A 22,382-nucleotide genomic window follows, 5' to 3' on the forward strand; every position below is an offset into this window, starting at 1 on the left:
GGACTCCGAGGTGGTGCCGCTGCCGGAAGACCGGCTGCGGCGCCCGCGGATCCCGAGGGGGAAGGACGGGCAGGTGATCCCGCTCGCCCGCGGCGCCGAACCGGTGCACCCGCCGGAACCGACGATGCCGTTGCTGCGCACCCAGCGCGACGAACTGCGCGAGCACATCGTCGACGGACGGCTCGACGGCGTCCGGCGGCAGCACTCGCTCGGCAAGCACACCGCGCGCGAGCGGCTGGATCTGTTGCTGGATCCCGATTCCTTCACTGAGGTCGAGCTGTACCGGCGGCATCAGGCGAGCGGACTCGGGCTGGCGGAGAACCGGCCGTACACCGACGGCGTCATCGCGGGTTCGGGCACCATCGACGGCAGGCGCGTGTTCGTCTACGCGCAGGACTTCACCGTCTTCGGCGGTTCGCTCGGCGAGGCGCACGCGGCGAAGATCCACAAGGTGATGGATCTGGCGATCGCCACCGGTTCACCGCTGATCGGGCTCAACGACAGCGGCGGAGCGCGGATCCAGGAAGGCGTCATGGCACTCAACGGCTACGGCGGCATCTTCCGCCGCCAGGTCGAAGCGTCCGGCGTCATCCCGCAGATCAGTGTGGTGCTGGGGCCGTGCGCCGGCGGAGCGGCGTATTCGCCCGCGCTGGCGGACTTCGTCTTCATGGTGCGCGACACCGCCCGCATGTACCTGACCGGGCCGGACGTCGTCGAGACCGTGACCGGGGAACGCGTCAGCCACGACGAACTCGGTGGCGCGGACGTGCACGGCGCGTCGTCCGGCGTGGCGACCGTGGTGCACGACGACGAGGAGAGCTGCCTCGCCGACGTCCGCTACCTGGTGTCGCTGCTGCCGTCGAACTACCTGGAGCCCGCGCCCGGCGAGCCGTCGCGGGACGCGGGCAAGGACCGGCGGCCCCGGTTCGCCGAACTCGTTCCTGTGGAGCCGAACAAGCCTTACGACATGCGGGACGTGTTCGCCGAACTCACCGACGACGGCGAATTCTTCGAGCTGCACGAGCGGTGGGCGCAGAACGTGCTGTGCGCGCTCGCGCGGATCGACGGGCGCGTGGTCGGCCTGGTCGGCAACCAGCCGGTGGTGTTCGCCGGCGTCCTCGACGGCCCGGCCTCGCAGAAGGCGGCGCGGTTCGTGCGGTTCTGCGACGCGTTCAGCATCCCGCTGGTGACGCTCGTGGACGTTCCCGGCTTCCTGCCCGGGGTCGAACAGGAGCACTCCGGGATCATCCGGCACGGGGCGCAGCTGCTGCACGCCTACTGCGAGGCGACCGTGCCGCGGATCCAGGTCATCCTGCGCAAGGCCTACGGCGGCGCGTACATCGTGATGGACTCGCGGTCCATCGGGACCGACCTGTCGCTGGCCTGGCCGACCAACCAGATCGCCGTGATGGGCGCCGAGGGCGCGGTCAACGTGCTGTTCCGCAAGGATCTCGCCGCCGCTCCCGACCCGGACGCGTTGCGCGCCCACCTGGTCGCCGAGTACACCGAGGAGTTCATGAACCCGCAGTACGCCGCCGAACGGGGGCTCGTCGACGACATCATCGACCCGGCCGACACCCGCTCCGCCGTCGCCAGGGCACTGGCCATGCTGCAGGACAAGCGGAAGGCGGCGCCCCAGCGCAAGCACGGCAACCACCCGATCTGAACGGGGGAACCATGTCACCGTCCGAAAAGGACAGTGCGCCGGTCTTCCGGGTCCTGCGGGGGGATCCGGAAGACGCCGAACTGGCGGCGCTCGTCGCCGTCTTCACCGCGCTCGCGTCGGCGGCGCCCCCGCCCGCCGCTCCCGCGCGGTCGGCCTGGTCGCCCCGGACCCCGTCGACCTGGCGCACGTCGATCCTGCGCTGAACCCCGCGGTTCCCTGTCGGCTTGGGCCCGTGAGTGTTCGTGGGCAGGTCAGTGTTGGAGTGAAGGCTCCTTTCGCCGAGTCCGATGCGGTGAAGGGAGCCTTTCGCTGCGCGAACCCGGACCGCCGACGAGAGTCATCGGAGACGGATCACGTGTGCTTGGAGCCGGATCTCGCGTGATCGGGCGGCCCTCGCTCACCATGGGTTCAGCCACCGACACCTTTGCCCGGGGCGTCGCGAAAGCCACTTTCGGGACCTCGGACGTCCCGAAAGTGGCTTTCGCGACACGGCCCACGGCGCCGACGCGATTCCCCGTCGGCCCGTGACTGTTCACGCGGCGGTCGTCGTGTTCGCGAGCCGGAGCGCCGCCTCGGTGTCCCGCCACGGGGGATACGTGCTGTGGCGCGTGTGCACGGCGACGTAGCGGACCTCGCCGTCGATCACGGTCTCCAGCCCCGTTCGCTCCTCCGGCGCGAACGGGCCCCCGCAGGCCGCGCAGGTCCGCTGACGATCCGCGGCGCTCATGGCCGGTCCCGTTGCTCCGGGACGGCCGGCTCGGACCACGACAGGCCAAGCAGGTCGACGTCCAGTTCGTCGTCGGCGTAGATCTCGTACGGGTCGAGGCGTTCGGTCATGGCGCGCTCCTTGGATTTCCGGGTACCACAAGAGCACTACCGGTACCCCCTCACCGGCGACTCGTTATTTGCTCATCGGGAGCTCCAGCCACCTTCGAGCGCACCACGATCGGCTTCCGACCGGAGGGGTCCATCCTGGGTTTGTCAAGTGAGCTCTTCATCCCGGCCCAGGAGGAACGTCATGACGGCACAGGTGCGAATTTGGGTCGCGACCGATGATTCCGACCCGCGCGGGAGCGTCGAGAACGAGGACACGGTGTTCGTTCCGGAGCAGAGACGGCCCGTCGAAAACGATTTCGCGGCCGAGCACATCATCCTCGGTTACAACTGAAGAACATGAGCCGCGACCAGCGTGGACAGCACGGACAGAGAAGACCACCGGGTATCGCGCGCGGGAGAATGAAGATCGTCCGCGACCCGGCAAGACCTCGAGGAGGCCTTCGGATGGCTATGCGCCTCCAGCTCACGTCGGGTTTGCAGGTGCTCGAAGAATGGGCGGTGAACGCACCGCAGGCCGACCGCAATGTTATCTACGAAGCCCTCTTCGCGGTAGCCGATGGATCCGCCTTTCTCATCTACGACATTTTCGGAGATGGCCGGGATCCGCATCAGTTCATCATTCTGGTGAAACACGACCTCGTCATCAAAATAGGGCTCCGGCGTACCGATTCCTCATTCGAGATCGTCTATATCGGCGCACTGGAGCAGGGTACGCCCGCCGCGGCTTGGGCCGAGGACTCCGACAGCCCCTGACCTGGCAAGCGGGTGCGTGAGGCCCGAGATTCCAGGATTCATACCGCCGAACGGACCAGTGCCGAGACCGGCGGTGGCGGCCTTTCGCACCAGTGGATCATGCTTTCCTCATCTTGACATCGTCCACTTGGGCATGAAATTCTTCGGGTGTTTGCGGATTAAGAATTTCTGTGGGCGAAATTGCGGTTGTCGAGGTCTGGAGGCGGGAAAGATGTCATCACCCGAATTTCCGGGATTGGACGTTTCCACGCGGGTACGCGCGCGTGACATTCAGATGGCCGGGGTGGCCGACGTCCGTCGCCGGGTGCTGATGATCTCCGGTGCGATCGACACCACCGAGCACGACGTTTCGGTCAGTGTCAACCTGCCGGAGCCGGGCCGCTGGCAGGTGATCAAGTCCGAGACCAACCTGACCGACAAGACCTGGGTCGCGATGCAGGTCGTCACCGACGAGGACTCGACCTTCGTCGACGACGCCGAGACCCTCGTGCTCTCCCGTCAGTTCTCGAAGTCCTTCATGACGCCGGACCTGCGCCGCCTCACCTTCTACGACGGTGAAGTCCGGCCCGGCGAGGCCGTGCTGAAGGTGTACTCGCTGGACGCGGGCGGGCGGAAGCCGACCTACTCGTACTCCCGGTACAGCCCGATCGCGACCGACACCGCCGAGAAGTCCCGGCAGACGCTGGACGAGCTGATCAGCAACGGGATGCGGCAGCGCCCGGTGATCGAGCTGATCGTCCCGGTGACCGTGATCGGCTGAGTACGCCGGTGATCACCTTCGTCCCCGAACCCCATCTGCTCGAATCGCCGCGCGGACGGGAGTGGCCGGTCCTGCCCGCCACCCGCTCGGCCGTCACCCCCGAACCGCCGTCCGGTGCCGACGTGGTCATCGTCGGCGCCGGCCCCGCCGGGCTCGCGGTCGCCTCCGCGCTGTGGCACCACGGCGTCCGGGACCTCGTCATCGTCGACCGCGACGGCCGCCCCTGCGGCCGGTTCTTCGACCGCGTCGACCTCCTCGGCCAGCGCGTGCTGCGTTCGCCGTACGAACACCACCCCGGCGTCGAGGGGTACCGCGACTGCGAACTGCTGGACTTCGCCCGGCTGCACTGGTCGGTGCTGACCCCGGTGGAGCGCCGCGAGATCCGCATGGCGCAGGCGGGGCACCGCTCGGTCGTCCCCGTCGACGTCTTCGAGGCCTACTGCCGTCATCTGGCCGCGAGCCATCACGTCACCGAACGGACCTGGCGCGGTTCGGTCCGTGAGGTGCTGCCGACGTCGGACGCGGTCACCGTGCGAGCCGACCGGTTCTCCGTCACCGCGCGCCACGCGGTCCTGTGCCTCGGCGAGGAACGCCGGTCCGCCCCGGACACCTGGTGGGGCGGGGGCTATCCGCCGCGCGGCGTGAGCTACTGGGACGAACCCGTTCCCACCGGTGGAAAACGGCTCGCCGTCGTCGGCGCGGGCCTCACCGCCGCCCATCTGATCTCCACCGGGCTCGCCCAGGGCCGCGAGGTGCATTGGGTGGTCCGCGAAGCAGGCGAGCGCTACCAATGCGCCGACGTCAACTCGTCGTTCTTCCGTCCCGAGGGCCGTGCCCGCTTCGACGGCGTGAGCTGGTCCGACAGGCTCGAACTGATGGGCCGTTTCCGGCGCGCGTCGATCATGTTCGAGTTCCGGCCGATGCTCGAGGCGGCCGAAGCCGAAGGGCGCCTGATCGTGCATCGAGGCAAGGCGATCACGAAGGTGACGCCGGGGGTCGGCCTCCACCTCGAAGACGGTTCGCGCGTCTCCGTGGACCACGCCGTACTGGCGCTCGGCACGACACCCTCGATCGGCGACGGCCTGATGCCGGACGACGCCGTACTAGACCAGGGCGGCTGGCCTCGGCTGGACGAGCGCACCTTCGCCTACGTCGGCGCGCCCCGCGTCTTCGCCGTCGGCGCGGCCGCGGGGATGGCGCTGGGCCCGGCCGCCCGCAACATCGACGGCCACCGTGTCGCCACCGCGCGGGTCGCGGCCGCCGTCGCCGAGAACCTGCGCCGGGACGCCCCGCTGCGGGCGACGGCGAAGGATGTCGCCCGTGTCTGAGCCCTACGACTCGCGGTTCACCCTGCCCTCGATCGACGACGCCCCGGCGACCGAGGCCGGGGTGATCCTGATGGGACTCGACGCCGGACGGCTGCTCGCCGGTGTCGGGCTCGCGCGGATCGCCGACGAGCCCGCGCTGGTCGCCCTCGCCGTGGACCAGGCCCGGCACGACGCGCTCGACCTGGACACCGACGCGCTGATCGAAGCCGGTATCGCCCGCTGGCGCGCGGTCCGCCCGCTGATCGAAGCCGGTCAGGAGATGACGGCGGCCGGTTCCCTGCGCAAAGAATGGGAACACACCACCAAGCGGGTCACCGCCACGGTGACCGGGCTCGGACCGGCGTCGGTGGCCTGCCTCGCGGCGTGCTGGCTGCGCCGCGACGACATCGACGAGTTCGCCGAACACGGGCGGACGCCGGAAAAGGGGAGTGGCACGCACGATGTCCTATCTCGGGTCTTTGCCGACTGACGCCACCTTGCTGCAGGTCTTCCAGAAGTTCCCCGCCCCGGCGTCGAAGCTGCTGGACTTCCACGAACTCGTCATGCGGGCGCCGTCGGCGTTCGGCCCCGGTGAGCGGGAACTGATCGCGGCCTACGTCTCCGGTGTCAACGATTGCCAGTACTGCCACGGCGTCCACACCGTCACCGCGGAGGCTTTCGGCGTGCCGGAGGGGCTTCTGACGGCCGCGCTCACCGATCTGGACTCCTCACCCGTGGAAGACCGGATGAAGCCCGTGCTGGCCTACGTGGGCAAGCTGACGCGGACGCCGTCCCGGGTGACCGAGGAGGACGCCGCGGCCGTCTTCGCGGCGGGCTGGGACGAGGCGGCGCTGCACGACGCCGTTCTCGTGTGCGCCTTGTTCAACTTCATGAACCGGATGGTCGAGGGACTCGGGATCCGGGCGGACGCCGGTTACGCGAAGACCTCGGGCGAACGGCTCAAGGAGGGCGGCTACGCCGGTCTGGCGCGGCTGCTCGAATCCTGACACCGCCGGCCGTCCACTCCGGACACTGTCTCCGATGGTGACCGGCCTGTCGCGCTCCGCGCCCGGAACCGCCTCGCTTGCTCCATCCGGTAGCCGCGATCGCCGAAGTGGAGCAGTCGAGGAGAACCTTCCGGCGTAGGCGAAAAGCACATCCGTGCGATGATGCCTGGCACTGGTTGCGCACCCACCCCTGGCAGCAGGATTTCCTCATCGAAGGAAACCACTGAAACGCCTGGGAGACATGCGATGCAGAACGCTGTGCTCGACAACGTCCGTTCGCTCTTCGCCGTCAGGGGAATCGACACCGGCGTCGCCGGCGATCAGGTCGACCTGGTGATCGACCGGTTCGACAACTGGACCAATCGGCCGGGTGGTCAGGTTTTCGACTGTTTCACCGGCGCCTGTTGTACGGCTCCGCCCATGGCCGAGGCGAGTTGAGTGCATTCTCGACGGCCGCCTCTCGCATCCGGACGCGAGGGGCGGCCGGTTCGCGTGACGGGTTCCCGGCGGTGACGGCGGAAAGTCACTTACCGGTTACCGGATTTGTAGCCTCGTAACGCTTTTGTCGGCGGGCCACCGCGGCGTCCCCACCGGCCTCACCACTCGAACGGTGGAACGCGTTCCGCCCGGGCGTGTTTATCTTGTGGGCACGGGGGCGGTGCGTGGGGGGCGGTGCGATGGTGATCAGGGTTCTGGTGGCCGAAGACATGCACATCGTCAGAGGTGCGCTCGTGGCGTTGCTGCGGTTGGAGCCGGACATCGAAGTGGTGTCGGAAGTGGCGTCCGGCGATGAGATCCTCCCCGCCGCGCGGACTTCGCGCGCCCAGGTCGCCATCATCGACATCGATCTGCCGGGCAAGGACGGACTCACCGCGGCGACCGAACTGCACGAGCAGCTTCCCGAGGTCAGGACGCTCATCTTGACCAGCCTCGGCAGACCGGGCACGCTCCGCCGGGCCTTGGCGGCCAAAGTGAACGGCTTCATGCTGAAGGACGCCCCGGCGGAGAAACTCGCCAACGCCGTCCGCGGCGTGGCGGCCGGACGGCGGATGGTCGACGGCGATCTGGCGCTCGCCGCCTGGGACACCGCGGACTGCCCGCTGACCCCGCGCCAGATCGACGTCCTGCGGCTGACCGCGGAAGGCCGCGACACCCTGGAGGTCGCGGCGAAGGCCTTTCTCTCCACCGGAACCGTCCGGAACTACCTGACCACCATCGTTTCGAAGCTCAACGCGCGCAACCGGGTCGACGCGATCCGCATCGCCAAAGAAGCGGGCTGGATCTAGAACACGCTCTAGACCGGGACCACGGCGCGCAGCCGGAACCGCCCGTCGGGTTCGACACCGGCGGTCAGTTCGCCGCCGAGCCCGGCGACGCGGTCGGACATGTTCGTGATGCCACTGCCCGGCGCCTCGACCCTCACCGGTTTCTCCGCCCGCGGCGGCCGCCCGTTTTCGACGCCGTCGTTGACGATGTCCAGCGCGACACCGTTGCCGATCCGCCGCACGGCGATCTCGCAGCGTTCGACCCTGCTGTGCCGCAACACATTCGTCACGCCCTCACGCAGCACCACGGCCAGCACCGTGCGCACCGTCGCCGGCAGGTCCTCGTGCTCGATCTCCAGCCGCACCTGGACGTCGGCGGCCACCAGTACCGCCTGCGCCGACCGGGACTCCTGATCCAGCGACAGTTCCCGGTAGCCGCTCGCGACCGACCGGACGTCGCCCAGCGCCTGCCGGGTCAGCCCGAGGATCTCCAGCAGCTCGTCTGAGGCCCTGTTCGTGTCGATGTCCATGATCCGGCTGGTCAGCTCGCTCTTCAGCGCGATCGCGGACAGGCTCATGCCGAGCAGGTCGTGCAGATCGCGGGCGAACCGCAGCCGCTCCTCCGCGACCGCGACCTCGGCGAGGCGTTTCCTGGTCTCGCCGAGTTCGGTCACCAGCCGGAGCAGCCAGATGAGGCCGAACACCATCAGCCCGGTGTTCAGGATGGACGCGAAGCTGTAGAAGCCGCCGATGAAGTCGGTGCCGTACCCGATCCGGATCAGCACCACGCCGACGGCGGTCGCGGCGAACGCCGTCCACCCCGCCAGCGGCGGCAGCACCAGCAAGGCGGTGCCGGCGAACAGGCTGGGCAGGCTCACCCAGGCGTGCCCGAGCGGGATCAGCGGCAGGAAGATCAGGCAGGCCTGGACGACCAGCAACGCGAGACTCTGCCGCGAGCGCAGCCGGACGTTCGGGCGGGCGAAATAGGACAGTTGCAGCGTGATCAGCGCGGTGAGGTAGCCGGCGATGAGCGCGATGTACCAGCCGTCGTCGGTCAGCATGAAGGCCCGGGTCATCGCGGAGAGGCCGAAGAGAATGAAGACCACCGTCAGCGTCCATTGGACGTTCCTGGCGTCGATCACGGACCAGTGGCCCGGCCCCTGCTCCAGCGCCGTGTCGGCGGGTTCGACCTGGTCGGGTACCGGGAGTTCGGCGTGCAGCCGCCACTTGCCCGCCGCTTCGGGGCCGGCGCTCAGCGTGCCGCCGTGCCTGGAGACCTCCGCGGTGACCTCACGCAGGCTCTCGGCCGTTTCCTCCGGGACGTCCTCGTGCGCCGTTCCGTCGTGGACGATCTCCAGCGCGACCCGGCCTTCGTTCGCGCGCACGGTGATCTCGCAGTGCTCGACGCCGGTGTAGCGGAGCACGTTCGTGACACCCTCCCGCAGCACCTTCGCCAGCAGGGTGCGCAGCTTCACCGGCAGCTCGACCTGTTCGAGGTCGACCCGCACCGCGACGTTCGACGCCGAGAGCAGCGAGACCGCGGTCCGTGATTCCTTGTCGAGCGACAGCTCCCGGTAGCCCCTGGCGACCGATCGCACGTCGGACAGCGTCCGCTGGGCGATCCCGGTGATCTCGGCGAGTTCTTCGCGTGCCCGGTCCAGCGACTTGCGCAGCAGCCGGTGCACCAGTTCGCCCTTGAGCGCGATCGCGGAAAGGCTGAGCCCGAGCAGGTCGTGCAGGTCCCTCGCGAAGGCCAGCCGCTGCTCGGCCACGGCACGCCGGGCCAGTTCGGTCCTGGCCTGGTGCAGTTCGGTCACCAGCCGCGCGAGCCACGTCAGCAGGTACACGACCAGCGCGTAGAAGATCGCGGTGATGCTGTCGAACAGCGCTCCGAGCCGGGTGTCGTCGTAGGTCCACAGGATCCATGTCGTGGCCGCCATGAAGACGGTGAACACCGTCCAGCCCGTCCGCGGCCGGAAGAGCAGCAGCGCGCTGCCCGCCGCGAGGGTGGTCAGCGAGGTCAGCGCGGCGTCGAAGTGCAGGGTCGGCAGGTAGGCGAGGCAGGCCTGGACGACCAGGACGCCCTTGGCCAGCCGGGTGTCCAGGCGGACCGCCGGACGGGAGAAGTACAGCAGCTGGATCGCCAGCACGGGCCCGACGTACAGCACCGCCAGCACGCCCTGCCAGAAGTCCACCCCAGGCTGCAACAGGACCGCGAGAAGACCGAAGAGACATGAGTTGACGAAGACGACCGTGATGATCAGCCCGGCGAGGAACAGTGCCCGCCGGGGCCGCCGGTCGATCCCCGCTGGTTCGGCGGTCACCGCGAGCTGGTCCGGCACAGGCACCCCAGTGGTAACAGAAGAAGTCTCTTTTCGGTTGTGCTTCGCCCTCGCGACGGTCGGGTCCGGGCGTCGCACCACCCTCCATTGCGGTATATTCGGATCCTATCCCATGCGTGTTACCCGCATTGGTCTTCGAGGATAAGGGATACCTGCCCGGCAGGTGACGTTTTCCCGGCCGGAGACAGGAAAACCCCGCCGCTCACCCTCGCGGGTGTCGGTCGTTCGCACCACGCCGGGGCGGGCTCTCGCGGCGCGGTGGCGCCGGTGGCCCTAAGCTCTGCGCATGGCCAGGTATTTCGACGTACATCCGGAAAATCCGCAACGGCGCGCGATCGGACAGGTCGTCGACATCCTGCGCGAAGACGGTCTCATCGCGTACCCGACGGACTCCTGCTTCGCCCTCGGCTGCCAGCTGGGGAACAAACAGGGCATCGACCGCATCCGGAGCATCCGCAAGCTGGACGACCGCCACCATTTCACCCTGGTCTGCCAGGATTTCGCCCAGCTGGGCCAGTTCGTGCACGTGGACAACGCGGTCTTCCGCGCGGTCAAAGCGTCCACTCCGGGCAGTTACACGTTCATCCTCCCGGCCACGAAGGAGGTTCCGCGCCGTCTGCTGCACGCCAAGAAGAAGACGGTCGGCGTGCGCATCCCGGACCACGTGGTCACGCAGGCGCTGCTGGGCGAGCTCGGTGAACCGCTGCTGTCGAGCACGCTGCTGCTGCCGGACCAGGAGGAGCCGATGACCCAGGGCTGGGACATCAAGGAGCGGCTCGAGCACGTGGTGGACGCGGTGATCGACTCCGGCGAGTGCGGGGTCGAGCCCACCACGGTCATCGATTTCTCGTCGGGGGAGCCGGAGATCGTCCGGCGTGGCGCCGGCGACACCACCCGCTTCGAATGACGCGATTCGGCACCTGCTCCTGCTAGTCGCACGCGAGGAACGCAAGCAGATGCCGAATCGCGAGGCCGTCTTCAGTGCGTGACGAGCCCTTCGGCCTTCGAGGGGGCCGAGGGGATGTGGAACAGCCGCGTGAACAGCTCCAGCCGCGCCGGGTCGCCCTTGACGGCCACCGCGCCGCAGGTGAGCGCGTTCGCCGCGGCCAGCTCGCCGTTCAGCAGCTTGAGCATGACCGGGCCGCGCGGCTCGATGACGATGTCCGGATCCGGATGCGGGCCCTCGCCCGCCGTCATCGCGCCGTCCTCGACCACCGCGTGGACGATCATCTGGTCGCCGTAATGCAGTTCGAACGAGCACTGGACGCCGCGGGCCGCGTCCGGCTGGAACGTCGTGTACAGCGACAGGATGGCCGCGTCCAGGGTGAACAGGTCGTCCGCCGCCGGATCGGTGAGCGAACGGGCGCCCCACAGGCCCAGCTGCAGCAGGATCTGGTCGAGGTCGTTGCCGTATTCGGTCAGCTCGTAGACCACCCCGGCGTCGAGCTGCGAGAGCACCCGGCGCTGGACGACGCCGTGCCGTTCGAGTTCGTTGAGCCGGGTCGAAAGGATGCTCGTCGGGATCTTCGGCAGGCCCTGCTGAAGCTCGTCGTAGCGCTTCGGGCCGAGCACGAGGTCGCGGATCACGAGCATGGACCAGCGTTCCCCGATGATCTCGAGCGCGCGGGCGAGGCCGCAGAACTGGCCGTAGGTGCGAGCGGTCATGCTTGACTCCTCAACTTCCTGGATCTCTGGTGACGGGGTGGTTCCGGTTCGCCGGGACGGCGATCAGCGGATCGGGTGTCTCTCGGAGAGCAGTTCGCGGTGCAGCTCTCGCAGTTCGGCGCAGGGTTCCACCCCCAGTTCCTCGTCGAGCCGCGTCCGCAGTCGCTGGTAGGCCGCCAGCGCGTCGCTGCGGCGGCCGCTCAGCCCCAGCGCGCGGATCAGCTGGCCGTGAAGGGTCTCGTCGAGCGGGTCCGCGGTGGTCAGCGACCGCAGCACGCCGAGCATCTCCCGGTGCTGACCGGCGAGGATCTCGGCTTCGATCCACAGGTCACGGGCGTTGCGGCGGTGCTCCAGCAGATAGACGGTGTAGGCCGCCAGAGTCGGTCCACAGTGGATGTTGGCCAGCGGGGGACCGGACCACAGGTCCAGCGCGGTACGGAACGCGTGGGCGGCCGCCGCGTGGTCGCCTCCGGTCAGCAGGTCGCGGCCGAGGCGGTGCAGCCGGGCGAACTCGGACACGTCGACCACGGCCGGATCGATCTCCAGCCGGTAGCCGGGCGTGCTGGTGACCAGCAGACCTTCCCCGCGGTCACCGTCGGGGTCGAGGTGACGGCGGAGGTGGTGGACATAGGTGTGCAGGGTCCGGCGGACGCTGCGCGGGGGCGCGTCGTTCCAGAGCTCGTGGACCAGCGAGTCGACGCGGACCGTCTTGCCGGGACGGATGAGCAGCATCGCCAGCAGTTGCAGGAGCTTCGGCGTGGTCGGCGCTCGATCGGCCCCGCCGGCGTGCAGTTCGACCGGGCCGAGGAGTCGCGCGCGCACCGCGTCCGGAACCCGGTGCCCGGTGGCCGTGTCTCCCGGTTCGATGGTCATCGCGTGCATCCCCTGCCCCTCCGGCGGACTCCCCCTCTGCGACAGTGACAGAGGCGGAACCCGCGGAACAGTGCCGGAGACACCCAGCGGACCTAGATTTCTTCGTTGCCCTATATGCGATCGTCACGACCTGGAGCGCGGAACCGGTTATGGCAGAACAGAAGACGCGCGAGCGGGTCAGAGCCAGTCGGAATCGGTGGCGATCCGGATGGCGTCGACCCGGTTGCGGGCGTTGAGTTTCGTGACCACCGTGGCGAGATAGTTCCGCACGGTTCCCGGTGACAGGAACAGTTCCGCCGCGATGTCGGCGACCGTGCGCCCGTTCGCGGCCAGCCGGAGGATCTCGACCTCGCGCGGCGTCAGCGGGCAATCTTCCGTTTCCCAGGCCGACAACGCGAGTTCGCTGTCGATGACGCGGCGGCCGATGGCGACCGAGCGGACGGCGTTGGCGAGCTTGTCGGCGGGCGCGTCCTTGAGCAGGAAGCCGTTGACCTTCGCGTCGAGCGCGCGGCGCACGGTGCCCGGACGGCCGAGCGAGGTGAGGATCAGCGTGCGGACGCTGGGCAGTTGCTGGTAGAGCTCGGAAGCGGCGGCGAGTCCGTCCTTGGCGGGCAGGTCGATGTCGATGATCGCGACGTCCGGGAGGTACTCCGCGGCCGCCGGGAGGATCTTGTCGCCGGAGCAGACCTCCGCGACGACCTCGATGTCCTGTTCGAGGTTCAGTAATGCGACCAAGGCGCCGCGGACCATGTGCATATCCTCGGCCAACAGGACTCGGATCACTCCGACCTCCTCTATCCCCCAAAGGTGATAACTCTCAGTGTACATAGCAACCCCGGAAGAGTGAATCTAAATCGCACGATTTGAGTTCGAGCGGCTTCCGGACGCCTCCTGAAGTGATCAGGGCCTTGGTGAGCTGCGACGATGTCGAAGGTTCGCAGATACTGAAAACGCTACCGATCGATTACCGAGTGTCAGGATAATAGGCGGCAAAATGCCGTCAAAAGCGCCTTGCATTACCCGCTGAGTACGTTCCAAACCGGTGAATTCGCTCGGCGAACGGGTGAATTAACCATTGTCAATGACGTCGGCTGGACTGTTCGGAGGTACGGGCCGTCACCTCGTGCGAACCCCTCGACCGGCCGTCGAGCGGGCGGCGATCGGGGCATGGTCTCCTCGGCAAGAGCCGAGTTCGCGCGCGAAGCCGACACTATCCACAAAGGACGTATCATGAGCTCATTGCTGGGTGCCCTACGCAAGGTCTTGTTCGCACCCTCGCTGGCTTCGGTCGGCTTCGAGGGACGGGGCTTCGGGATCCCGCCGACCCCGGCGACCGCCCGGCTGGAGTCGATCCCGCAGGCGGTGGTGTGCGGGCTCGAGTGGGGGATCGAAGCTCCGGCGCTGTGGGAGGCCGAGCGGCGGCTGGACATGGTCGAGCCGGAGATGCGAGGGTTCGCCTACGAGGGCGCGGCGATGGCGTTCACCATCCTCGACGTCATGCCCGGCGGGCGGAAGGACCGCACGGCCGAGCTGATGAGCGGCCCCGGTCTCCCGCATGTGTTCTTGACCTACATCGGCATCGGTTTCGCGATGGCCCGGCTGCCCCGGCCACTGTGGAAGAAGGTGCTGCCGGATCTCGACGGCGTCCCGTTCCACCCGACGATGAGCTGGCTGGCCGTCGACGGCTACGCCTTCGACCGCGCCTACTTCGACACCCGCAAGTGGGTCGACGAGCAGTTCGTCCCCAAGCCGTACCCGTGGGCGGGCGCGCCCGCGTACTTCCCGCGCGCCTGTGACCAGGGCATCGGGCGGGCGCTGTGGTTCATCAACGGCGCCGACCCGGTCAAGGTCGCCGCGGCGGTCGGCCGGTTCCCGGCCGAACGCCGTCCGGACCTGTGGAGCGGGGTCGGGCTGGCGGCGACCTTCGCGGGCGGCTGCGACCAGCCGGGGCTGATCAGGCTGCGCGAGGCGGCGGGGGAGCACCAGGACCACCTCGGCCTCGGTGTCGTGTTCGCGGTGAAGGCGAGGACGTTCTCCTCGTTCGTCCCGCCGCACACGCGCCGCGCCGCGCGGGCGCTCGCCGGGCTGAGCATCGAGGAGGCCGTCGACCTGGCCGACTCGACCGAGGTCGTCGAGAACGCCTCGGACGGGACGCCCGCTTACGAACTCTGGCGGCGGAACATCCGCGAGGGTTTCGCCCCGTCTGCGGGCCGCCTGTCCGCGTAGACAACGAGAAAGGGGCCCTCGAGACGGATCGCGTCTCGAAGGCCCCTTTCCGGCGACCGGGTCAGGCCGCGTGCTTGAACGGTGCGGGCCGGTACCGCAGATCGGGCAGCGCGAGCAGGACCGGCGGGTCGAACAGGCGCTTGGGGCGCACCCGCAGGTCGGCCAGCCGCGCGGTGACGCCCGGTTCGACGGTGATCGGGCCGTGATAGCCGGTGTACCCGGTGCCCCGGCGGGTGAGCGGCCCGGTCACGCAGTGCGCGACGAGGTGCCAGGTGCCTTCCGGGACGTCGGTCAGCTGGTAGGGGCCGGGGACGTCGATGACCGTGTAGCACACGGGAGCGCCCTCGGGGATGCGCGTCGGGAAGAGGCCGGCGAAGACGAGGCCGGGCGAGATCTCCGGCGGCGCCGAAACGAAACCGCGGACGGTCGCCTGCTTCGCGCCGGGAAGGGGGGCACCTGCCAGCCGGTGCTGGAAACCGCGCTGCTGGCGGTACGCGGAGGGGGAGAGGCCCACGCGGCTGCTGAACCGCGTGCTGAAGGTGCCGACGCTGTTGTAGCCCACTCGGTGGCTGATGTCGGCGACCGTGATCGAGGTCGTCAGCAGCAGGCGCTTGGCTTCGTCGAGCCGCAGCGCGGACAGGAACCGGCCGGGCGAGACGCCGGTGGCCTGCTGGAACACCCTGGTGAAATGGAATTTGCTGAACGTGGCGGCACGGGCGATGTCGTCGATAGTGAGCTCTTCGCCCAGTTTCTCGTTCATGGCCCCAATGGCTCGCTCCACGGCTCGCCGGACAGTCTCATCCATTGTACCGTCCTTTCGCTCGGGAAATTCTGGCGTGCTTTGCTGTTTCGACAGTAGTGTTCGCCGCCACTTCTCCTGAAGTGCTTGATTCACCGCCGGATATGGATTCATGTGTGCGGCGACGTGAAAATTTCACGGTGACCGCGGGCAGCCGGCGATCACGGGCCGGGCATGCGAAAACCACATGTCGCCGATGGTGCCCACACTGGATCTCCGCGGCCGATGGCCGCAAAATTCCTGGTAGCGCATTCACGCCGGAACCACCCCGGCCGTGTTGGCGCGGTCCGAAGAACCTATTCCCGCGGCAACACAGAACCGACCCTTGACCGCGTCCCCCCGCGGCGGTCAAGGGTCGGTTTCCATTTCGCGGGACGGGTGTGTGAGGATAGTATTGTCGGCTCGTGGGGCGAGGCGCAGGCGAAAGGCAGTTGGGGTCGATGATCAAGGTCCTGGTCGCGGAGGACATGCACATTGTCCGTGGGGCCCTGGTCGCGCTGCTCGGGCTGGAAGCCGACATCGAGGTCGTCGCCGAATGCGCCAGCGGTGACGAGATCCTCCCGCTCGCCAAGTCCTCGCGCCCCGACATCGCGCTCATCGACATCGACCTGCCGGGCAAGGACGGGCTCACCGCGGCCGCCGAACTGCACGAACAACTGCCCGGGGTGCGCACGCTGATCCTCACCTCGCTCGGCAGCCCCGGCACCCTCCGGCGGGCGCTGGCCGCGAAGGTCAACGGCTTCCTGCGCAAGGACGCGCCCGCCGACAGGCTGGCCAACGCGGTCCGCGGGGTCGCCGCCGGACGGCGCGTCGTCGACGGCGATCTGGCGCTCGCCGCGTGGGACAGCGAGGAGTGCCCGCTCACCGCGCGGGAGATCGAGGTGCTCCGGATGGCGTCGGTCGGTTCCGAGCCGACCGAGATCGCGGCCGAGCTGTTCCTGTCCGCCGGGACCGTGCGGAACTACCTGACGACGATCGTGTCGAAGCTCAGCGCCCGCAACCGGGTCGACGCGGTGCGGATCGCGCGGGAGTCCGGCTGGCTGTGACGCCCGCCCGGTTCACCGGGTCGGGACGCTCATCGTGGCGAGGGCCAGATCCGCGGCGAACTCGCCCGGGGATGCCGCCTCCGTGAGCAACCGGCGTTGCCGGGCCGCGCCGGTCCCGTGCTCGAACAGCGAGTTCAACCCCCGTTCGACGTCGTCGAGGTCACCGGCGTCCCTGAGCGCCGGCCGGACGAAGTCGACGAGCTCGCCGAGAAGGTCGCGCTGATCGGCCTCCCTGCCGGTGAAGACGTCGATGCCCGGCCCATCGAGGCCACGGCGCGCGGCGGCCGTCAGCGCCGACCCGATGCGGGCGCCGCGGGCTCGCGGAACCTCGGTCGTCCCGGCGCAGGTCACGACCAGCCCCCGCACCAGCGCCGCGAGGAGCACGGCGTCGTCGACGGCCAGGCAGACGTCGGCGATCCGCACCTCGACCGTGGGGTAACTGGGGGAAAGCCGGGCGTAGAAGTACACGCCCGCCAGATCGAGCGCGGCGCCGCGCCGCAGGGCCTCCCCGATGCTCTGGTCGTACGCGGCCGCACCGGGCCATTCGTCGGGCGGTCTCGCCGTCGGCCACCGGTCCCAGAGCGGGAAGCGCCTGCTCGACCAGCCCGAATCGGTGCCGTTCTCGACCGGCGAGTTGACACTGAGCGCCAGCAACGGGGCGAGCCACGGCCGCAGTCCGGCGAGGACCCGCGCGCCGAGATCCCGCGACGGCAAGCCGACGTGCACGTGGCAGGCGCACGTCCCCGCGTCGTCGATCAGTTCGGGGAACGCCTCGGCCATCCGCCGGTAGCGGGGTTCGGGCATGATCGCGTCTTCCCGCAGGCCACAGGGCGGGATCCCCGCCGCCACCATCAGGCAGCCGTCGGCCTCCGCCGCCTTCGCGACGATCTGCCGCAGCCGGCTCAGTTCGGAGCGCACTTCGTCGAGGCTCCGGCAGATGCCGGTCGCGGTCTCGATCTGGAACCGCATCAGCTCACCGGTGACGTCCGGCTCGGGGGCGAGGTGCTCGAGAAGATCCGGCGCGCGCAACGCGACCGAACCGTCCAGCGGGTCGAGCAGGACGAATTCTTCTTCCACGCCAAGGGTGAAGTTCGTGCCGTCAACCGCCATGACGCTCCGTCTCTGGTGATTTTCGCCGATACCAATGAATCTCCCCCTTCCGGCGCGACGAGGAAAGGGCCGGTGTGCTGAACTTCGTTGCGGCGAAGGTGATTCGTGCCTCACGGACGGTCTAGGCTGATTTCATGATCGAGTTGTATCCACCCGTCGAGCCCTATGACAAAGGACTGCTCGATGTAGGTGACGGCCACGCCGTCTACTGGGAGACCTGCGGGAACCCGGCCGGAAAGCCGGCGGTCGTGCTCCACGGCGGACCCGGACAGGGGTGCACGCCGGGGATGCGGCGGATGTTCGACCCGGCCCGCTACCGCGCGGTGCTGTTCGACCAGCGCGGCTGCGGCCGCAGCACCCCGCACGCGAGCGACCCGGCGACCGACCTGCGGTACAACACGACGGACCATCTCGTCGCCGACATGGAACGGTTGCGGGAGCACCTGGGCGTCGAACGCTGGCTCGTCACCGGTGGCTCGTGGGGAACGACGCTCGCGCTCGCCTACGCCGAACGGTTTCCGGAGCGGGTCACGGAGATCATCGTCAGCGCCATCAGCACGACACGGCCCGCCGAGCTCGACTGGTTGTATCGCGGCGTCGGCCGGTTCTTCCCCGAAGAGTGGTCCCGCTTCCGCGGCGATCTCTCCGGCGATCTGATCGCCGCCTACGCGCGGCTCATGGAAGATCCCGATCCGGCCGTACGGACCGAGGCCGCCCGTTCATGGTGCACCTGGGAGGACACCGTGCTGTCCCTGGAGCCCGGCGCGACCGTCCACAATGGTCCGATCGGCGAAGGGGAACTCGCGTTCGCTCGCCTCGTCACGCACTACTACTCCCACGCGGCCTGGCTGGAACCCGGCGCACTGATCCGCGACGCCGGTCTGTTGCGGGAGATCCCCGGCGTGCTGATCCACGGGCGCCGTGACCTGAGCTGCCCGGTGGACACCGCCTGGGAACTCGCCCGCGCCTGGCCCGGCGCGGAGTTGCTGATCGACGACGGTTCGGGACACCGGTCGAGCGAGGTGAAACGGGCCTGGAAGCTGGAGGCGCTGGACCGCTTCTGCTCACGCGGGTCGTGAGTGGCGATTCGGGTTCTGACCCGAAACGCCACTCACGACCAACCCGGGCGAACTGGCGCCGGAGCGATCGGGCAGGGTGAGGCGGAACCGTGTGGATTTTGGGACATCTGACGTCCCAAAATCCACACAGTCAATACCGTGGGTTCGGCCTATGTCCTGAGGTGCATGGTGTTGCGTCGGGGTTGGCCGGTGGGGTCGAGGTAGGCGGGTGCGGTGAATTCCGGGAGGCCGTCTTGGGCGATGGCGACTTTCCATTGGCTGTGGTGGATCAACCGATGATGCTTCGTGCACAGCAGAACGAGGTTGTCGATTTTGGTTTCGCCGTGGTGTCGCCAGAAAACAATGTGGTGTGCCGTGCAACGGGGCACGGGCATGTCGCAGCCGGGGAAGGCGCACCCTCCATCGCGGATGGTGAGTGCGTACTTCTGCGCCAGTGACACGGTGCGTTTGGACCGGCCGATGTCGAGTGGTTCGCCTGTGGTGCCGAGGACTCCGGGTCGGACGCGGGCATCACAGGCGAGGATCCTTGCGTCGGTGGCGCTGATCGGCCCGACCAGATCCAAATGGGCTTCGCCCAAGTCGCTGATCAAGTCTTCGTAGGACATGGTGACGAGGATGTGGGTGGCCTCGCCCGCTTGCCCGGGAAGGTTCCGGCTGGTGGTCTTCAGTCGCACATAGTCGGTGAAGGCCTCCCCGTAGCGTTCGTCCTGAGTACGGGAGTCCCGGACCCCGTCGATGGCCTTGCGCGGTTTGGCCATCGGATCCAAGTCGGATTTCAACCGTGCGTAAGTCTCCAGATCGAGCGTGCCCTTCAAGCCCAGGGTGCCGTTGCGGTGCTTGACGAACCGCAACTCCGGCCGCGCGTCCTTCGGGTTCTCGTCCCGGGGCTCTTTCCCATCGGGATCGAGCTTGTCCAGGAGTCTCCGTCCAGCTTGGGTGATCTGACGGGGCCCGGCGCGCCGGGCCAGATCCACGAGGATCTTCTCCCCGCCCCGCACGTCCTCTTCCGGAACAAACGACGGGATACGCGCCAGAGTGCGGATGATCGCGTCGATCTGCGAACCACCGATCGCACCCTCCGCAGCGGCATCAGCGGTCAACGGAGCCAGCGGCGGTACCCGATCACCACCCACCGCCACACCCGCATGCAACGCCAGCACCCGATCAGCACGAGCATCGGCCTCCTTGTCAGTCACAAGGAGGTCCTCGAAAATCATCGCCGACAACGTCGCATGACCCGAACACCCACGAACCCCACGGATATTGATTTCCGCGAGAATCGCGTTCTGCTCAGCATCCAATTGACGCTTCAGAACTTCCAGTTCCTGTTTCCGGGCATGCAGCGTCGCAGTATCGACACGCCACCACTCGACGGGTGTCGTCTGGGATGCGTCTTCGCTGGCCACGACGTCAACAATACCCGCATTCGAACACCTGTGCTATCACACGTTTATGTGACAGTCCGACCAGGAGTCTCGCAATTAGTCGACTAATTGCGATTTCCGTGCGGTGAAACGACCCTCGTGTCGGAACAACCTCCGTGCCCCACGCGAAAGACCTTCCCTCGAAGCCCGGCCGTCGAAGCGTCTCATGAACCCTTCGAGCGCACCGTCGAGCATTTGTCACCCAGTACGTCGCAAGCGACGAGAAAGTGTTCTGTTTCAAAGGATCTAGGCCGCGGTGGCACCCGAGGGCGCCACCGCGGCCGGAGCTCAGGCGGCCGCGCGGTGGATGACGATGTCGTCGAGCCGTGTGCGGGCGTAGACCTTGACCCCGCCCTCGCCGCCGTCGGTCGCGAAGGCGCTGCGCACCGAGCCTTTCGTGCTTTTGGCGTCCACCGACGCGGTGTCCCCGTCGATGCCGACGGCGATGCCCCCGGACGCGTTCACCAGCTCGGCCTGGCCGCGCGACAGGCGTCCGACGCGGATCGGGCAGTTGGCCGCCTTCGCGGCGACGGCGCCGTCAGCGCGGTCGATGTCGAAGCTCCCGCTCGCACCGGAGAGGTCGACGTCGGAGCGGGCGTGCCCGATCCAGACCTTCCCGCTCGAACCGACGTACCTGATGGTGCCCGCGACCTCGCTGATCCGCACCCCGGCGCTGCCGCCTTCGATGTCGACGGTCCCGGCGACGTGTCCGATCTCGACTTCGCCCGCCGCCAGGTTCCCCCGGACGGCCGCGACGCCGTCCACCTGGATGCGGCCCGACCCCACCTCCAGCACGCAGTCGCCGAACAGCCCTTCGCCGCGCACGTCCGACCACGCGGTGTTCAGTGCCAGCCGCGATCCGGCGGGCAGTTCGATCGTGATCGCGACCGAACCCTCCTTGCCGCCCGCCTTCTTCGTCTCGATCGTCAGCTCCCCGCCGGTGAAACCGACCTTGGTCTTCTCGGCGACCTTCACGTCCGACTTGCTCGCGGCGTCGATCGGCTCGACGCGCACCACCGTGTCCGCACGCTCGCTCGCGACGAGGCGCACTCGGGCACCCGCGGTGGTCAGCGTGGCGGTGATCGGTTCCGGAGTGGTGAAAACAGACATGGTGGAAACTCCCTCGGTGGTGGTGATCTTTCGTTGGTGAAGCAACGATCACCGACCGGCCTGACACCGGACCGCCACGGCGCTGACACCCGCCGAGGACATCGCGTCAGCCCGCACCTCCGCCGTGCTCGCGATGGTGCGTTCAAGGCACCTTGACGTCCTCGGGAGTCTTGTCCGCCCGCAGCCCCCGCCAGGTCGTGTGCCGCAGCCGTCCGTCCGGGGTCCAGTTCCGGTGGACGACCTCCCCGACGAGCTCCGGCGCCACCCAGTGCACCCGCCGCGCCCGATCGCGCGGGACCTCCGAGGTGAAAGGCGGTGTCTTCCGCTCCAGCGGGGTGAGCCGGGCATGCAGGTCTTCGAGGACCTTGTCGCTGAACCCGGTCCCGACATCGCCGACGTACCGCAGTCCGCCGGACTCGTCGTGCGCGCCCAGCAGCAGCGCGCCGAGCGTTCCCGAGCGCCGTCCCTCGCCGGGGCGCCAGCCGCCGATCACGACCTCCTGGCTGTGCCACAGCGCGCGCTTGATCCACTGCCTGGTCCGCTTGCCTGGGTAATACCGGCTGTCGAGCTTCTTCGCGATCAGCCCCTCGAGCCCGTGCTGTCGGACGACCTCGAGCAGCTGGTCAGGCGAGATGTCGTCGTCGGTGTAACCCGGTGGGATGACCATGCGGCCGCCGCCACCCAGGGACGTCAGGAGTTCGCGACGGGCGGCGTAGGGCTCGTCGAGCAGGACGGTCCCGTCGAGAACCAGCACGTCGAAGGCGAAAAAGTGCACCGGGCTGCGCTCCAGCAGCGACGCGTCCGGCGTACGCAGATGCCGCGTTTGCAGCAGTGGGAAGCTCGGCCGTCCCTGGTCGTCGAGGACGACGATCTCGCCGTCGAGGACGGCTTCGCGGCCATCGAGGGCTTCGCCGGTCACGTCGGGGTACGTCGCCGTGATGTCGAGGCCGCGACGGCTGGTCAGGCGCGTCTCGCCGTCGCGGGCGACGCGCAGGCAGCAGCGGTAGCCGTCCCATTTGTATTCGTACCCCCACCCGCCGGTGGGCAGGTCGCCGTCGGTCGCCAGCATCGGGGCGATCGCGTCCGGCACGGTACTCATGCCTCACGGTACCC

Annotated in this window: 24 protein-coding genes; 14 read left to right on the forward strand and 10 right to left on the reverse strand. The window is 68.4% G+C overall.

Features of this window, described 5'->3' with window-relative positions; genetic code table 11:
* The first annotated feature begins 124 nt into the window (after positions 1 to 124).
* Positions 125 to 1,666: an acyl-CoA carboxylase subunit beta gene (locus tag ACLJRM_RS38135; protein ID WP_410665902.1), complete on the forward strand. Its 1,542-nt coding sequence runs from the start codon at positions 125 to 127 to the stop codon at positions 1,664 to 1,666.
* 11 nt (positions 1,667 to 1,677) lie between these two features.
* A complete protein-coding gene (locus ACLJRM_RS38140) occupies positions 1,678 to 1,869 on the forward strand; it encodes an acyl-CoA carboxylase subunit epsilon (protein WP_410665824.1) in 192 nt (63 codons plus the stop codon).
* Between the two features lie 329 nt (positions 1,870 to 2,198).
* On the opposite strand, the gene ACLJRM_RS38145 is transcribed toward ACLJRM_RS38140, so the two are convergent.
* Complete coding sequence (locus tag ACLJRM_RS38145; protein ID WP_410665825.1) at positions 2,199 to 2,393, reverse strand: hypothetical protein; 195 nt, start codon at positions 2,391 to 2,393, stop codon at positions 2,199 to 2,201.
* A gap of 291 nt (positions 2,394 to 2,684) precedes the next feature.
* On the opposite strand from ACLJRM_RS38145, the gene ACLJRM_RS38150 reads away from it, so the two are divergent.
* From ACLJRM_RS38150 to ACLJRM_RS38185, 8 genes are all read left to right on the forward strand, one after another.
* The gene (locus tag ACLJRM_RS38150; RefSeq protein ID WP_410665826.1) at positions 2,685 to 2,834 is read left to right on the forward strand and encodes a hypothetical protein; all 150 of its coding nucleotides are present in this window, start codon (positions 2,685 to 2,687) and stop codon (positions 2,832 to 2,834) included.
* 113 nt (positions 2,835 to 2,947) lie between these two features.
* Complete coding sequence (locus ACLJRM_RS38155; RefSeq protein ID WP_410604091.1) at positions 2,948 to 3,256, forward strand: DUF6235 family protein; 309 nt, start codon at positions 2,948 to 2,950, stop codon at positions 3,254 to 3,256.
* A gap of 274 nt (positions 3,257 to 3,530) precedes the next feature.
* Entirely contained in the window at positions 3,531 to 4,016 is a 486-nt protein-coding gene (locus ACLJRM_RS38160; protein WP_101605882.1) for a DUF6423 family protein, read from the forward strand.
* Between the two features lie 8 nt (positions 4,017 to 4,024).
* Positions 4,025 to 5,344 (forward strand): FAD-dependent oxidoreductase, encoded by a 1,320-nt coding sequence (locus tag ACLJRM_RS38165; protein WP_410665827.1) that lies wholly within the window; start codon positions 4,025 to 4,027, stop codon positions 5,342 to 5,344.
* Positions 5,328 to 5,813, forward strand: coding sequence for a DUF6187 family protein (locus tag ACLJRM_RS38170; RefSeq protein ID WP_410604093.1), 486 nt, complete (start codon positions 5,328 to 5,330; stop codon positions 5,811 to 5,813). The genes ACLJRM_RS38165 and ACLJRM_RS38170 overlap by 17 nt, the downstream gene beginning before the upstream one ends.
* The gene (locus ACLJRM_RS38175) at positions 5,785 to 6,330 is read left to right on the forward strand and encodes a carboxymuconolactone decarboxylase family protein (RefSeq protein ID WP_410665828.1); all 546 of its coding nucleotides are present in this window, start codon (positions 5,785 to 5,787) and stop codon (positions 6,328 to 6,330) included. Before ACLJRM_RS38170 ends, ACLJRM_RS38175 begins: the two co-directional genes overlap by 29 nt.
* A 246-nt stretch (positions 6,331 to 6,576) precedes the next feature.
* Positions 6,577 to 6,768: a hypothetical protein gene (locus tag ACLJRM_RS38180; protein ID WP_410665829.1), complete on the forward strand. Its 192-nt coding sequence runs from the start codon at positions 6,577 to 6,579 to the stop codon at positions 6,766 to 6,768.
* A 239-nt stretch (positions 6,769 to 7,007) separates the two neighbouring features.
* Positions 7,008 to 7,616 (forward strand): DNA-binding response regulator, encoded by a 609-nt coding sequence (locus ACLJRM_RS38185; protein ID WP_410604095.1) that lies wholly within the window; start codon positions 7,008 to 7,010, stop codon positions 7,614 to 7,616.
* Positions 7,617 to 7,624: 8 nt separating this feature from the next.
* Here ACLJRM_RS38185 and ACLJRM_RS38190 read toward each other — a convergent pair whose 3' ends face one another.
* The gene (locus tag ACLJRM_RS38190) at positions 7,625 to 9,937 is read right to left on the reverse strand and encodes a sensor histidine kinase (protein WP_410665830.1); all 2,313 of its coding nucleotides are present in this window, start codon (positions 9,935 to 9,937) and stop codon (positions 7,625 to 7,627) included.
* Between the two features lie 286 nt (positions 9,938 to 10,223).
* On the opposite strand from ACLJRM_RS38190, the gene ACLJRM_RS38195 reads away from it, so the two are divergent.
* Positions 10,224 to 10,844 (forward strand): L-threonylcarbamoyladenylate synthase, encoded by a 621-nt coding sequence (locus ACLJRM_RS38195; RefSeq protein ID WP_101605888.1) that lies wholly within the window; start codon positions 10,224 to 10,226, stop codon positions 10,842 to 10,844.
* Between the two features lie 71 nt (positions 10,845 to 10,915).
* Here ACLJRM_RS38195 and ACLJRM_RS38200 read toward each other — a convergent pair whose 3' ends face one another.
* From ACLJRM_RS38200 to ACLJRM_RS38210, 3 genes are all read right to left on the reverse strand, one after another.
* Positions 10,916 to 11,602 (reverse strand): winged helix-turn-helix transcriptional regulator, encoded by a 687-nt coding sequence (locus tag ACLJRM_RS38200; RefSeq protein WP_410604097.1) that lies wholly within the window; start codon positions 11,600 to 11,602, stop codon positions 10,916 to 10,918.
* Positions 11,603 to 11,665: 63 nt separating this feature from the next.
* Positions 11,666 to 12,484 carry an AfsR/SARP family transcriptional regulator gene (locus ACLJRM_RS38205; RefSeq protein WP_410665831.1) on the reverse strand — a complete coding sequence of 273 codons (819 nt, stop codon included), beginning with the start codon at positions 12,482 to 12,484 and terminating at the stop codon, positions 11,666 to 11,668.
* 168 nt (positions 12,485 to 12,652) lie between these two features.
* The gene (locus ACLJRM_RS38210) at positions 12,653 to 13,258 is read right to left on the reverse strand and encodes a DNA-binding response regulator (RefSeq protein WP_410604099.1); all 606 of its coding nucleotides are present in this window, start codon (positions 13,256 to 13,258) and stop codon (positions 12,653 to 12,655) included.
* A gap of 447 nt (positions 13,259 to 13,705) precedes the next feature.
* Here ACLJRM_RS38210 and ACLJRM_RS38215 point away from each other — a divergent pair, with 447 nt between their 5' ends.
* Complete coding sequence (locus ACLJRM_RS38215) at positions 13,706 to 14,701, forward strand: DUF1702 family protein (RefSeq protein ID WP_410665832.1); 996 nt, start codon at positions 13,706 to 13,708, stop codon at positions 14,699 to 14,701.
* 61 nt (positions 14,702 to 14,762) lie between these two features.
* Here ACLJRM_RS38215 and ACLJRM_RS38220 read toward each other — a convergent pair whose 3' ends face one another.
* Positions 14,763 to 15,461, reverse strand: coding sequence for an AraC family transcriptional regulator (locus tag ACLJRM_RS38220; protein ID WP_410604101.1), 699 nt, complete (start codon positions 15,459 to 15,461; stop codon positions 14,763 to 14,765).
* Positions 15,462 to 15,940: 479 nt separating this feature from the next.
* Between ACLJRM_RS38220 and ACLJRM_RS38225 the strand changes: the two genes are divergently transcribed.
* The gene (locus ACLJRM_RS38225) at positions 15,941 to 16,546 is read left to right on the forward strand and encodes a DNA-binding response regulator (protein ID WP_101605894.1); all 606 of its coding nucleotides are present in this window, start codon (positions 15,941 to 15,943) and stop codon (positions 16,544 to 16,546) included.
* A 12-nt stretch (positions 16,547 to 16,558) separates the two neighbouring features.
* Here the strand turns inward: ACLJRM_RS38225 and ACLJRM_RS38230 are convergent, their stop codons facing one another.
* Entirely contained in the window at positions 16,559 to 17,656 is a 1,098-nt protein-coding gene (locus ACLJRM_RS38230; RefSeq protein ID WP_410665833.1) for a glutamate--cysteine ligase, read from the reverse strand.
* 134 nt (positions 17,657 to 17,790) lie between these two features.
* Here ACLJRM_RS38230 and pip point away from each other — a divergent pair, with 134 nt between their 5' ends.
* On the forward strand, positions 17,791 to 18,735 hold the full coding sequence (gene pip / locus ACLJRM_RS38235) for a prolyl aminopeptidase (protein WP_410665834.1): 945 nt from the start codon (positions 17,791 to 17,793) through the stop codon (positions 18,733 to 18,735).
* 149 nt (positions 18,736 to 18,884) lie between these two features.
* On the opposite strand, the gene ACLJRM_RS38240 is transcribed toward pip, so the two are convergent.
* From ACLJRM_RS38240 to ligD, 3 genes are all read right to left on the reverse strand, one after another.
* Positions 18,885 to 20,141 (reverse strand): DUF222 domain-containing protein, encoded by a 1,257-nt coding sequence (locus tag ACLJRM_RS38240; protein WP_410665835.1) that lies wholly within the window; start codon positions 20,139 to 20,141, stop codon positions 18,885 to 18,887.
* A gap of 306 nt (positions 20,142 to 20,447) precedes the next feature.
* Positions 20,448 to 21,269 carry a hypothetical protein gene (locus ACLJRM_RS38245; RefSeq protein WP_410665836.1) on the reverse strand — a complete coding sequence of 274 codons (822 nt, stop codon included), beginning with the start codon at positions 21,267 to 21,269 and terminating at the stop codon, positions 20,448 to 20,450.
* A gap of 142 nt (positions 21,270 to 21,411) precedes the next feature.
* A complete protein-coding gene (gene ligD, locus ACLJRM_RS38250) occupies positions 21,412 to 22,368 on the reverse strand; it encodes a non-homologous end-joining DNA ligase (RefSeq protein ID WP_410665837.1) in 957 nt (318 codons plus the stop codon).
* Positions 22,369 to 22,382 lie beyond the last annotated feature (14 nt).

The sequence above is a fragment of the Amycolatopsis sp. lyj-84 genome, assembly GCF_046549075.1.
GTDB lineage: Bacteria > Actinomycetota > Actinomycetes > Mycobacteriales > Pseudonocardiaceae > Amycolatopsis.